General features: G+C 63.0%; 7 protein-coding genes and 1 pseudogene. 6 read left to right on the forward strand and 2 right to left on the reverse strand.

Annotated elements, in window-relative coordinates:
- Nucleotides 1-326: 326 nt before the first annotated feature.
- The 5 genes and pseudogenes from ACFFNA_RS31090 (at nucleotide 327) to ACFFNA_RS31110 (ending at nucleotide 7,842) form a co-directional block, all read left to right on the forward strand.
- Nucleotides 327-1,713, forward strand: a pseudogene (locus tag ACFFNA_RS31090) (basic amino acid/polyamine antiporter).
- A 23-nt stretch (nucleotides 1,714-1,736) separates the two neighbouring features.
- Nucleotides 1,737-2,975: an arginine deiminase gene (locus ACFFNA_RS31095; RefSeq protein WP_378923841.1), complete on the forward strand. Its 1,239-nt coding sequence runs from the start codon at nucleotides 1,737-1,739 to the stop codon at nucleotides 2,973-2,975.
- A 70-nt stretch (nucleotides 2,976-3,045) separates the two neighbouring features.
- Nucleotides 3,046-3,618, forward strand: coding sequence for an HdeD family acid-resistance protein (locus tag ACFFNA_RS31100; protein ID WP_245446328.1), 573 nt, complete (start codon nucleotides 3,046-3,048; stop codon nucleotides 3,616-3,618).
- A 49-nt stretch (nucleotides 3,619-3,667) separates the two neighbouring features.
- The gene (locus ACFFNA_RS31105; RefSeq protein WP_378923629.1) at nucleotides 3,668-4,825 is read left to right on the forward strand and encodes an efflux RND transporter periplasmic adaptor subunit; all 1,158 of its coding nucleotides are present in this window, start codon (nucleotides 3,668-3,670) and stop codon (nucleotides 4,823-4,825) included.
- Nucleotides 4,822-7,842 carry an efflux RND transporter permease subunit gene (locus tag ACFFNA_RS31110; RefSeq protein WP_378923630.1) on the forward strand — a complete coding sequence of 1,007 codons (3,021 nt, stop codon included), beginning with the start codon at nucleotides 4,822-4,824 and terminating at the stop codon, nucleotides 7,840-7,842. Before ACFFNA_RS31105 ends, ACFFNA_RS31110 begins: the two co-directional genes overlap by 4 nt.
- Nucleotides 7,843-8,092: 250 nt before the next feature.
- On the opposite strand, the gene ACFFNA_RS31115 is transcribed toward ACFFNA_RS31110, so the two are convergent.
- Complete coding sequence (locus ACFFNA_RS31115) at nucleotides 8,093-10,162, reverse strand: oxidoreductase (protein WP_378923631.1); 2,070 nt, start codon at nucleotides 10,160-10,162, stop codon at nucleotides 8,093-8,095.
- Between the two features lie 277 nt (nucleotides 10,163-10,439).
- Between ACFFNA_RS31115 and argE the strand changes: the two genes are divergently transcribed.
- Nucleotides 10,440-11,606, forward strand: coding sequence for an acetylornithine deacetylase (gene argE / locus ACFFNA_RS31120; protein ID WP_378923632.1), 1,167 nt, complete (start codon nucleotides 10,440-10,442; stop codon nucleotides 11,604-11,606).
- Between the two features lie 12 nt (nucleotides 11,607-11,618).
- Here argE and ACFFNA_RS31125 read toward each other — a convergent pair whose 3' ends face one another.
- Complete coding sequence (locus ACFFNA_RS31125; RefSeq protein ID WP_111547928.1) at nucleotides 11,619-12,554, reverse strand: LysR family transcriptional regulator; 936 nt, start codon at nucleotides 12,552-12,554, stop codon at nucleotides 11,619-11,621.
- Nucleotides 12,555-12,603: the final 49 nt, after the last annotated feature.

Here is a 12,603-nt window from a genome sequence, read left to right on the forward strand (position 1 = left end):
AGGGCGTTTGCTTACCCGGCTGTGGGCTTTGCAGTCGCATTCCAGACTATCCTTCCGCCCGCTCCAACGCGGCCAGAGAGGCGATGAGGTTTCGATGCTGCATCGACGTCATCGACAAGTCTAGCCAAGGTGACGCTCTGGGACGCAACAAGTCCCAAATAGAGACTTGGTGCCAAGCCGTGAGATTCCCAGCTAATTTCACGCCCATTTCAAAAGCATAGATTTACTTCGCCCATCGGTTGCGGGCTCGCTTGGTCGCCCATCACCGGGAGAGAGACGTGACGAGTAAATCCGAGCAGAAGCTGTCCTTATTCGCGTTGACCGCAATGGTCGTCGGACTCCATGATCGGGGCCGGTATCTTCAATCTGCCCGGCAGGTTCGCCACCGCGACGGGCCCGTTCGGCGCCATCATCGCCTGGGCGATAGCCGGAACCGGCATGTACATGCTGGCCCGGGTGTTCCAGGCGCTGGCCGAGAAGAAACCCGATATCGACTCCGGCGTCTTCGCCTATGCCAAGGCGGGATTCGGCGACTATATGGGCTTCCTCTCGGCGTTCGGCTATTGGCTCGGAAGCTGCCTCGGAAACGTCTTCTACTGGGTGCTGATCGGATCGACGCTCGGGCGCTTTTTCCCGGAGATTTTTGGGGATGGCAGCACCGCGACCGCGATCATCGTCTCGCTGGTTGGCATCTGGGCCTTCCATTTCATGATCCTGCGCGGCGTCGAGCAGGCCACCTTCATCAATAGCGTCGTGACGGTCGCCAAGATCGTACCGATCATCGTGGCGATCCTCGCCATGGTGTTCGCGTTCAACTACACGCAATTCTCCGAGAACTTCCTCGGCGGCGTGGGCATGCCGGAAAAGACCCTGCTGGCGCAGGTGCGCGACACCATGCTGATCACCGTTTTCGTCTTCCTCGGCATCGAGGGGGCGAGCGTGTATTCGCGCTTCGCCGAGAAGCGTTCGGATGTCGGCACCGCGACCATTCTGGGTTTTGTCGGCGTCACGGGCCTGATGGTAGCTATCACCCTTCTGCCCTACGCCACGGCTCCGCGTGCGGCCATCGCCGGAGTCCAGCAGCCCTCGCTCGCCGGCGCGCTCGAACTGGTCGTGGGACATTGGGGCGCGGTGTTCATTTCCATCGGCGTGCTGGTGTCAGTGCTCGGCGCTTATCTCGCCTGGTCGCTGATCTGCGCCGAGGTGCTGTTCGCCGCGGCGAAGTCGCAGGACATGCCGAAGCTTTTCGCGGCGCAGAACGGCAACCGGGTTCCCGCCAACGCGCTTTGGCTGACCAATATCGTCGTCTCGCTATTCGTCATCTCAACCTACTGGTCGCGTGACGCCTTCAACGTCATGCTCGACATGACAAGCGTGACGGCGCTGCTGCCCTACCTGCTGGTCGCGGGCTATGGCGTGCTGATCGCCCGCCGCGGCGAGGGGTACGAGACCACGCCCGGCGAGCGCGGGCGCGACCAGTTATTCGCCTGGATCGCCGTCGTCTACACGCTCATCATGTTTGTGGCCGCCGGCTTGAAATACGTACTGCTGGTGGCGGTGCTCTTCGTGCCGGGAACCGTCCTCTACCTCTGGGCGCGGCGCGAACAGAACGCGCGGTTCTTCACATCGGTCGAACTTATCATCTTCGCCGTCACCTTGGTCGCTGGCCTCGCCGGTTTCGTCGGCCTGCTGACCGGCGCCATTACACCTTGACGAGAAAGGCACAAGCCATGGCGATGGAAACGAAATTCGGCGTGCATTCCGAAGTGGGCCAGCTTCGCAAGGTCATGGTATGCGCTCCGGGCCGCGCTCACCAGCGGCTCACGCCGAGCAATTGCGACGCGCTTCTGTTTGATGATGTGCTCTGGGTCGACAACGCAAAACGCGATCATTTTGATTTCATGACCAAGATGCGCGACCGCGGTGTCGAGGTCGTCGAGATGCACAATCTGCTCGCCGAGACTGTCGCCATTCCGGAAGCGAAGAAGTGGATTCTCGACAATCAGGTAGTGCCGAACCAGGTCGGCCTTGGTCTCGTCGACGAGGTGCGCTCCTATCTGGAAGGGCTCTCCAACCGCGATCTGGCTGAGACGCTGATCGGTGGCCTCTCGACCCACGAATTTCCCGAATCCATCGGCGGCGAACTGCTCGAACTGATCCGCGACGCGGCCGGGGTGAACGAGTATCTACTGCCGCCGCTGCCGAACACGCTCTACACCCGCGACACCACCTGCTGGATTTATGGCGGCGTCACGCAGAACCCGCTCTACTGGCCAGCGCGGCATGAGGAGACCATCCTCACCACCTCGATCTACAAGTTCCACCCCGACTTCGCCGGCAAGGTGAACGTGTGGTGGGGCGACCCGACCAAGGATTGGGGCCTCGCCACGCTGGAAGGCGGCGACGTCATGCCGATCGGCAAGGGCAATGTGCTGATCGGCATGAGCGAGCGCACCTCGCGTCAGGCCATCAGCCAGCTCGCGGCGGCGCTGTTCGAGAAGGCCGCCGCCGAGCGCGTCATCGTCGCGGCGATGCCGAAGTTGCGCGCGGCGATGCATCTCGACACGGTGTTCACCTTCGCCGACCGCGACTGCGTGCTGCTCTACCCAGACATCGTCAATGGCATCGAGGCATTCTCCTACCGACCGGACGGCAAGGGCGGCGTCGAGCTGCACAAGGACAAGGGTACCTTCGTCGAGACGGTGCGCGACTCGCTCGGCCTCAAGCGGATGCGCGTCGTGGAGACCGGCGGCAACGCCTATATGCGCGAGCGCACCCAGTGGGACAGCGGCGCCAACCTCGTTTGCGCCTCGCCGGGCGTCGTGTACGCCTACGACCGCAACACCTATACAAACACGCTGCTGCGCAAAGAGGGCATCGAGGTCATCACCATCATCGGCGCGGAACTGGGCCGCGGTCGTGGCGGCGGCCATTGCATGACCTGTCCGATCATCCGTGATCCGGTGGACTACTGACAGCGGAGAGCGTTTCCGGAGATCAGAAATGGGCGCCGCTCATGCAGGAATTCTGGCTAGGCGATCGACGATGAGCGGCGTATCCACGAGCGGAACCGATCACCAGCACCGAGCGGCCTCCCTGCGTTCCAAATGGGGATGGTTTTTAGCGTTGGGTATGACCCTGGTGTCGGCTGGAGTGCTGGCCGTCGCCCTGCCCGCAGTTTCTACATTTGCGGCAAGCGTTGTCCTTGGAATTGTTCTTGCACTCGCGGGCGCCGTGAAGATGCTTCAATCCTTGCAGGTCAAGGAGTGGAGCGGATTCATCTGGCAAGAGTTGACCGGCGCGGTCGAGCTGGTCGGTGGTATCCTGATATATTTTAACCCGTTGAAAGGCGCTCTCGCGATCACTCTGGTGATCGCCTTGGTGTTTCTTGTACAGGGCATTCTTCAAGTCGCGCTCGCGGTCCAGGTGCGGAAGCAAGCTGGTTGGCAGTGGTTTGGCGTTTCGGGCCTGGTCGCACTGGTCGCCAGTGCGACGCTCGCATTGAAGTTGCCCTACACCAGCATTTACACGCCAGGCACGATTGCCGGCATTTCCCTCCTTGTCGCGGGCGGCGCGTACATTGCCATTGCCCTCACGATGCGCAGAGCCGGGTCATGAAGATCTCGCGCAAAACATCTGGGCAACATCGTTCGGTTGAGAAGCCGAGATGATCAGACATTTCTCTTGTGCTTGCCTGATGATTGCTTGTTTGGCGGGCGCCGCGACGCCTTACCTCAGTTCGACTTCCTTCGCCCAGCAGCCTGGAGCGAGGCAGGGACTTCCGCCGCCTGCTGTGGTCATCGAACAGATCAAGGTTCAGCAGGTCAGCAGTCCCGCGCAATTTACTGGTCGTGTGGAAGCGATCGAAGCAGTCGACATCCGGGCGCGCGTCACCGGCTTTCTGCACTCTGTCAAATTCAAGGATGGGCAAGCGGTAACGGCTGGGGACGCACTGTTTGAAATCGAGCCGGATCAGCTCGATGCTCTGGTCGCGTCGGCGCGGGCCCAGGTGGCGCGTGCCGAGGCAACACGAATATCGGCCGAACGGACCCTGGCGCGCAACCGGGACTTGTTCGCCCGAAGAACGGTCTCGCAGGCCGCCCTGGACGAGGTTCAGGCCGCATTCGATGTCGCTGCCGCCGATGTGCAGGTTGCTCAGGCGGCCCTGGCTACTGCCGAACTCAACCTGTCCTATGCTCATATCACAGCACCGATCTCCGGCAACATCGGCCGCGCGACGTTCACGACGGGCAATCTGGTCGGATCGGATTCCGGCTCGCTGGCACGAATAGTCGGCCTGGACACTGTCCGCGTCGCTTTCGCCGTGAAGGAGGGGTTGCTTGTGACGATCCGGCAACAGGAGGCGAGCGGCAGCAACCTCGATCCAAATACGCTGAAACTTTCGCTGCGTCTTGCCAACGGGACGGATTACGACACGCCCGGTCGAATCGAATTTATCGAGAACGAGATCGACCCGCAGACCGGGACGGTCGCGGTCCGCGCAGTTTTCCCCAATCCTCGTCACATCCTTCTGCCGGGACAGTTCGTCACCCTCTACGTGCGGGAGAAAGACGCGCCCAGCTTGCCAGTGGTGCCCCAGGCGGCGGTGCTGCAGGATCGCGAGGGGCGCTTTGTCTATCTGCTAGGCAAGAACAATATCGTCTCGCAACGGCGCATCGATACCGGCGCACGCGTTGGCAATGGATGGGCGGTCAACACCGGCTTGAATGGAGGCGAGCAGGTCGTCGTCCAGGGAATCCAGCGTCTTGCCGAAGGCATGACGGTTCAGCCGAGCCAAGGCCAGCCAGTCGGCGGCGACTCATGATTTCCGATCTCTTCATCACCCGGACCCGGCTGGCGATCGTCATTTCAATCGTCATTTCGATTGCCGGCACGATCGCCATCTTTTCGCTGCCGGTGCAGCAATACCCTGAGATCACGCCGCCGACGGTCACGGTGTCCGCCATCTATCCCGGCGCCAGCGCGGAAGTGATTGCCGATGTCGTCGGTGGGCCACTGGAGACAGCCATCAATGGCGTCCCCAATATGATGTACATGTCGTCGACGAGTTCGAATGCCGGGCAATATTCGCTGTCCGTGACGTTCGAAGTGGGGACAAATCCTGACATTGCGCAGGTCAATGTGCAGAACAGGGCGCAACTGGCGATTACCCAGTTGCCGGCCGCGGTAACCCAGCAAGGCGTGTCGGTGCGGTCGCGCTCGCCCGACTTCGTGCTCGGCATTGCCTTCTATTCTCCTGACAGCAAGCTCGACGTGCTGCAGATCACCAATTTCACCTCGACGACAATCGCCGATGCGATCTCGCGCGTCGCGGGCGTCGGCGAGGCTTCCGTCGTCGGCGCGTCCGAATACTCGATGCGTGTATGGATAAATCCGGCGCGCATGGATGCGCTCGCCATAACCGCCGATGACGTGGCGGCTGCCATCCAGCGGCAGAACATCCAGGCCTCGCTCGGCCAGGCCGGCGCCCCGCCGGCGCGGGAAGGCACCGAGCTACAATTTACGCTTGTGGCCCGCGGCCGGCTCATGAGCACGGATGAATTCGGCGACATCGTCGTGCGTACCGGGGAGGCCGGAGCGATAGTACGGCTGCGCGACATCGCCCGCATCGAACTCGGCGCCCGGAATTACTCATCGAGCGCGAGCTTCGCTGGGCACGAAACGGCGATGTTGCAGATAAACCAGGCGCCTGGGGCCAACGCCATCCAGACCGCCAATGCCGTGCTCGCCGAGCTCCAGCGCCTTTCATCCGGGTTCCCGCCCGGCCTCCAATACCAGGTCGTCTACGATGCAACGCGTTTCGTCCGGACGAGCCTTTCGCTGATCGTGCGTATCCTGGGCGAGGCTTTCCTCATCGTGCTCGTCGTCACATACCTGTTCCTGCAGGACTGGCGCGCCACCTTGGTTTCGGCACTGGCCATACCCGTCTCGATGCTGGGCGCCATCGCCGTCCTGCTGGCGTTTGGATACTCGATAAACTCGATCTCGCTGCTCGCCCTGGTGCTGGCCATCGGACTGGTCGCGGATGACGCGATCCTTGTCGTCGAGAATGTCAAGCATGTCATGGAGGACGACCCCACGATCGAAACGGCGGCGGCGGCTCGCAAGGCAATGGGGCAGATCACCGGGCCGATCATTTCCACCACGCTCGTGCTCCTCGCCGTGGTGACCCCGACAGCTTTTCTCTCGGGCATAAGCGGGCAGCTCTACCGTCAGTTCGCGATCACGTTGTCGGCGGCGCTGGTTCTCTCGTCATTTGTCGGTCTGACGCTCAGCCCCGCACTCAGCGCGATCCTGCTGAGACGCGGACAGCGCGGATACCGGCGCGGTCCACTCGGCTGGTTCGCGCGCCTCCTGGATGCGACGCGCGTCTGGTATGGGCGGGTGGTCGGGTTCCTGGTGCGGCTGTGGATCATACCTCTCGCCGCGCTCGCCGCCTGCTTCCTGGGCGCCTACCTGCTGCTCGGCAGCCTGCCCGCCACCTTTCTCCCGGACGAGGACCAAGGTGCCCTGTTTGTGGATATCCAGCTTCCGAACGCCGCCTCGCTCGATCGCACGCGGGCTATTGTGGGCGAGGTTCAAAAGACGCTCTCGGCGACGAAAGGCGTCGAGAACGTCATTTCGGTCGCCGGCTTCAGCATCGTGCAGGGGACGCAATCTCCCAACGGAGCGATGGTGGTCGCGGCGCTGGATCCCTGGGACCAGCGCAACACGCCGGACCTGCGGCTGGACGCCATGCTTGCAAGATTGCGCGCGCAGTTCTCGACCATTGCGGGCGCAAATGTCGCTGTCTTTTCGCCGCCAGCCATTTCCGGAATCGGCGCGGTCGGCGGTCTCGACCTGCGCCTCCAGGCGTTGCAGGGGCAGTCGCCGGAGGAGATTGCGGAGGTGGTGCGCGGATTCGTTGCGGCGATCAACCAGGCGCCGGAAATCGGTGGCGTGGCGACAACCTTCAGCGCCGATGTGCCGCAGATTTACGTCGATGTCGACCGGACCCGCGCCGAAGCGCTTGGCGTGAGTGTGTCCGATATCTATTCGACGATCGGCGCCAGCTTCGGGTCGCGCTACGTGAATGACTTCACGCTGCAGGGGCGGGTCTTCCAGGTTAATCTCCAGGCTGACGCCGAGCATCGCGGGGACGCCGAGGATATCCTCAATCTCCATGTGCGCAGCCGGGCGGGTGCAATGGTGCCGCTCAGGGCGGTGGTGTCGACCAGCACCGTCCTCGCGCCCTTCGTCATCTCCCGCTACAACCTCTCGGTATCGGCACCGATCAACGGGCAGGTCGCGCCTGGCGGCAGTTCCGGAGCGGCGATGGACGCTATCGAACGCGTGGCGGCTAAGGCGCTGCCGGCCGGCTATGGGTACGAATGGTCCGGCCTGTCCTTCCAGGAGCGGCGCAGCAGCGGACAGGAGACCATCATCTTCGGACTGGCCTTTCTGTTCGCCTATCTGTTCCTGGTAGCGCAGTACGAGAGCTGGACCCTGCCCATCGCCGTCATCGTGTCGCTCGGAGCCGCCTTGTTCGGCGCGACCGCGGCGCTCACGCTTTTCGGACTGCAAAACAGCCTCTACGCGCAGATCGCCATCGTGCTTCTCATCGGGCTGGCGTCCAAGAACGCCATCCTGATCGTCGAATTCGCCAAGGAGCGCCGTGAGGAGGGGCGGCCGATCGCTGAGGCAGCAAGGCTCGGTGCCGAGCAGCGCTTCCGCGCCGTGATGATGACGGCTCTGTCCTTCATTTTGGGCATTGTGCCCTTGGCGGTGTCCACTGGCGCCGGCGCTGGCGCTCGCCAGGCGGTGGGCCGCTCTTCGAGTTGATCGGACGCGCGATCGAACGACCGCCTCAGACAAGCCGCCCCCCTCCTCCCATTCGAGCTTGGACGCCCTCCCACGTGCGGCGACCGTCGGGAAACTTCTCCTTTCGCGGACTATCGATAGGACCGGTCGATTTTTTTCACAGGCTGGCACAGATCCATCTTCGCGGCAGGTAAAAAAATACCGTCATTTCCGCTAGAGATCGCGCTTCCCAACACGATCTCCCAAAAGCCTGGGTTAAGGATCCCGTCCTCTATTCCGCGGCCAGTGCCGTCACTTCTCGCCGGAAGGGCAGCGCGTCGCCGATATCGAGTTCGTCCAGCTCACGAGCGAAACGATGGCCGGCGTAGGTCGCCCAGGCGATCGGGCCCGGCGCCTCGGCATCGCCGATGACCTTGATCGAGCGAATGCCGCTATCGGCCCACTCTTCCCGCCGCGCCTTCAATTCGCGCCAGACTCCATCGTCCTGTTGGCGCGACGTCACCAGCACCACGGCGTCTGCGGCGATGTCATGTCGGGTGCCCGTATAAGCACAGGCAGTGGCAACACCATCCGGCACAATGCGCGTCACGATCCGGTTTAGCACGATCTCGACGCCGAGCTTGGCCAGCCGGCGATGGATGGCGCCTTGCTCCAGCGTGTTGCGGGTCCAGTCGGACACATAGGCGGACGGCGTCACCAGCGTCACCCTGGCGCCGTCGCGCGCCATCAGTTCAGCCAGAACGCCACCCATATAGTAGTGGTCGTCGTCAAACAGCACGACGTTGCCGGTCGGCACATTGCCGCCCATCAAGTCGTCCGGCGTGTAGACCGGCATGGCCGGGTCGACCGGCATCGGCACGATATGCGCGCGCGCCACGCCGTCGCGGCGCCATATCGAGCCGGTGGCGATGGCAATGTTCTGAAAACCGAAGGCCAGGATGTCCTCGGCCGACAATCGGCTTTCGAAATAGACGTCGACATTGGACATCTGGCTGAGCTGATACTGGCGATAGTCGCGCACGCGGCCCCAAGCGGAGAGGCCAGGCAAGCGGCATTCGCGCGCCACGCGACCGCCGAGCTCGGTGCCGGCTTCGGCGATGACCACCTGGTAGCCGCGCAGGCCGAGTGCGCGGGCGGCCTCCAGCCCGGCAGGGCCGGCGCCGACGATCAGCACGCTGTCGCTGTCGCCCTTGGCCTGCATCCGCTCCGGATGCCAACCCTTGCGCCACTCCTCCATGAAGGTCGGGTTCTGCGTGCAGCGCGAGATCGACATGGTCATGTCGCCTGTGATGCAGATGTTGCAGCCGATGCATTCGCGAATGTCCTCGATCCGCCCCTCTTCCACCTTCTTCGGCAGGAAGGGATCGGCAATCGACGGGCGCGCGCAGCCGATGAAATCGAGCGTACCGGACCTGATCATCCTGACCATGACATCCGGCGAGGTGAAGCGACCGACGCCGACGACCGGCTTCGACGTCAGCGTCTTGATGCCGGAGACCAGGCTCTCCTGCGCGGCCTCCTCCTTGAAGCGCGACGGTCCGGAACAATCCTCCCAGGCGCCATGCGCCAGGTCCCAGAGGTCGGGCAGGTCGGCATGCATCTCGATCATGTCGCGCACTTCGGAATTGGCGAAGCCAAGCTCGCCGATCATCTCGTCGAGCGACAGCCGCAGCGTCAGGCCGCAGGTGTCACCGATGGCATCGCGACCCTCCTCGATCAGCTCGCGCATCAGCCGCGAGCGGTTTTCCAGCGAGCCGCCATATTCGTCGCTGCGCTGGTTGGTGGCGGTGGACAGGAAGTGCTGGATGATGCCGAAACCATGCGCGCCGTAGAGACACACCAGGTCGAAACCCGCCAGCTTCGCGCGTTTGAAGGCATTGCGGTGCCAGCGGCGCAGGTCGCGTATATCCTGCTTGTCCATGGCGCGCGCCTGAACCGGATCGTTGGTGAAGGTGCGGATCGGCAAGGCCGACGGTCCACGCGGCACTTCCTTGGTGTAGAGGTTCGGGCCGTTGATCCCGGAATAGGCGAGCTGGATGCCGGCCAGCGCGCCATGCTGATGCATGGCTTTGGCCATCCTGGCGAACGCCGGGATATCGGCGTCGTCCCACAGCCTGAGCTCGATGAAGGGCGTGATCTCGGAGGTGTGGTGCATCTCGGTCTGCTCGGTGAAGATGACACCCCAGCCACCTTCCGACTTGATGCGACGCATCTCAGCCGCTGCCGACGGATCGCGATAGCCGCCGCCATTGCAGTGCGGCACCTGGTAGAAGCGGTTCTTGGCGGTCAGCGGACCGATCTTCACAGGCTCGAACAGAATATCGTAGCGTGGATCACGCATGGTGCTTCCTTCCTGCCAGCGTCGCCTCGCGGCATGCGTGATGGTTTTGAACCTTGGCGCAAGCCGGTCCGCCCAGTGGGTAGATGCCGTGAACCTACTCATAAGTTGCGGCGCGTGCCGGAAAACTACAGATTTCTTCTGTGCCGATTAGGACGCGCCTAATCAGCCCCCGCCGCCTGGATTAGCATCCGGTGAATCCCTGTTGAGCCAAATGCGACTTCAAGGCCGTGGCCACGCGATGCTAGATAGCGCGCACGGCCAATGAGACATACGACGCATGGACAGCATCCAGATCCTTGAAAAGCTGATCGCATTCGCGACGGTGAGCCGTGTTTCGAACCTCGATCTCATCGGCTACGTGACAGACCTGCTGGCGGCACAGGGCATTGCATGCCAGATCATCCGCAGCGCGGACGGCCATAAGGCCAACCTCTTCGCCACCATCGGGCCGGCCGATGCTCCTGGCGTCATGCTGTCTGGCCACACCGATGTCGTCCCCATCGACGGCCAGGACTGGACGCTGCCACCTTTCGAGATGAGCGCGCGCGACGGCAGGCTGTACGGCCGCGGCGCAGCCGACATGAAGGGTTTCGTGGCCTGCGCGCTCGCGGCCTGCCTCAAGGCCTCGAAGATGTGCCTGCAAACGCCCTTGCATCTGGCGCTTTCCTACGACGAGGAGATCGGCTGCATCGGCGTGCACAGCCTGATCGACATGCTGCGTTCGGCGCCGCACCTGCCATTGCTGTGCATCGTCGGCGAGCCGACCAATATGCAGGTGGCGACCGGCCACAAGGGCAAGCTTGCGGCACGCGCAATCTGCAGGGGACGGGAAGGCCATTCGGCGCTGGCTCCGCTGGCGCTCAATGCCATTCATCTCGGCTGCGACTTCGTCTCCGCACTGCGCCAAGAACAGGATCGGCTGGCGCGCGATGGCGTACGCGACGGCGACTACGACATTCCCTACACCACCGTCCACGTCGGCAAGATCAACGCCGGCGCGGCGCTCAACATCGTGCCGAACCTCTGCCAGCTCGACTTCGAGATCCGCAATGTCGCGGCCGACAATCCCGACCAAATCCTCGATGGGTTGCGCGCGGCGGCGGCGCGCATTGCCACTGCCGCTTCAGCGATCGCGCCAGAAGCTGCCATCGACATCGATATCACCAACACCTATCCGGGGCTGGACACGCCGGCGAATTCGCAGGCCGTAGCCTTCGTCAAGTCGTTGACCGGCGCCAACGATACCATCAAGGTTGCCTTCGGCACCGAAGGTGGATTATTCAGCCGCGACCTAGGCACGCCGACCATCGTGTGCGGACCGGGCTCGATGGCGCAAGGGCACAGACCGGACGAATTCGTCAGCGTCGAACAGATGCGCCGCTGCGACGACATGCTGGACAATCTGCTGCGGCGGCTTGCCGGACAACAGTTGCAGGTCGCCTGACAGAGGCTGCTGCTATTCCACGACCCGCCCGCTGCCGAACACGCCCTGTTCGACGACGAAACGGCGGCAATGATCGATGAATGCCTGCACCGTCTGGGTGCGGTGCTCGGCGTTGGGCAATGCAACCCCCATGGTCAAAGGCCGCAAATCCCCCTCCAGAGGCACGAAGACCAGCGGCTTGCCGTCTGGCGCCAGCGTGTTGAGCGGCCGCATGTTGGCGATGCCGTAACCGAAGCCGTTCGCGACCATCGAACGCATCACCGCGATGTCGCCGGTGCGCTCTGCAATGTTCGGCCGGATCCCCCGTGAATGAAAGGCCGAAAGGAAATATTCGCGGCTGTATGGCAGGTCGAGCAGCACCATCGGCTCGTCGGCCAATTCTTCCGTCGTGATGGAAGCCTTGCCGGCGAAGCGGTGCCCCTGCGGCAGCATGACATAGGCCGGCACCAGCATCAGCGGTTCGAACGTCGTGTCCTGCGACAGTTCGAGATCGTAAGTCAGCGCCGCGTCGATTTCGCCTCGCTGCAACATTTCGAGCAACTGGCCCTGATTGCGTTCGAACTGCCGGAACCGCACCTCGGGATAGGCGCGCTCGAACTTCATGCGCAGGGTCGGCATGACGATCTGCGCGAAGGTCAGCAGACATCCAACCGCCAGCGGCCCGCGCACCTTCTCGGCGATGTCGCCGGCGATGTCGTGCAGGGCGTCCGCGTCGGCCAGCAGCCTGGCGGCCTCCTTGAGGAAAACGCGCCCGCCAGCCGTGAGCGACAGGCCATGCGAATGCTTGCGCACAAAAAGCTGGACGCCGAACTCGGCCTCAAGCTGCGCTATGGACGCCGAGATCGAGGGCGGCGAAACATTGACCTGTTCGGCCGCCTTGGTAATGGAGCCGGCTTCGCCGACGGCGACGAAATATTCCAGTTGTCTCAGCGTGAAGCGTAGCGGCATGGGCGGCTATGTTGCCGGTTTGGGCGCTGCGATCAAGCGCCCGCTCTGC

The organism is Mesorhizobium kowhaii (assembly GCF_042431665.1).
Classification (GTDB): Bacteria; Pseudomonadota; Alphaproteobacteria; order Rhizobiales; family Rhizobiaceae; genus Mesorhizobium; species Mesorhizobium kowhaii.

Bases quoted from the DNA above. Each gene is read 5' to 3' on its own strand.
- ACFFNA_RS31095 (WP_378923841.1), top strand. From the start codon at position 1,737: ATGGAAACGAAATTCGGCGTGCATTCCGAAGTGGGCCAGCTTCGCAAG.
- ACFFNA_RS31100 (WP_245446328.1), top strand. From the start codon at position 3,046: ATGAGCGGCGTATCCACGAGCGGAACCGATCACCAGCACCGAGCGGCC.
- ACFFNA_RS31105 (WP_378923629.1), top strand. From the start codon at position 3,668: ATGATCAGACATTTCTCTTGTGCTTGCCTGATGATTGCTTGTTTGGCG.
- ACFFNA_RS31110 (WP_378923630.1), top strand. From the start codon at position 4,822: ATGATTTCCGATCTCTTCATCACCCGGACCCGGCTGGCGATCGTCATT.
- ACFFNA_RS31115 (WP_378923631.1), bottom strand. From the start codon at position 10,162: ATGCGTGATCCACGCTACGATATTCTGTTCGAGCCTGTGAAGATCGGT.
- argE (WP_378923632.1), top strand. From the start codon at position 10,440: ATGGACAGCATCCAGATCCTTGAAAAGCTGATCGCATTCGCGACGGTG.
- ACFFNA_RS31125 (WP_111547928.1), bottom strand. From the start codon at position 12,554: ATGCCGCTACGCTTCACGCTGAGACAACTGGAATATTTCGTCGCCGTC.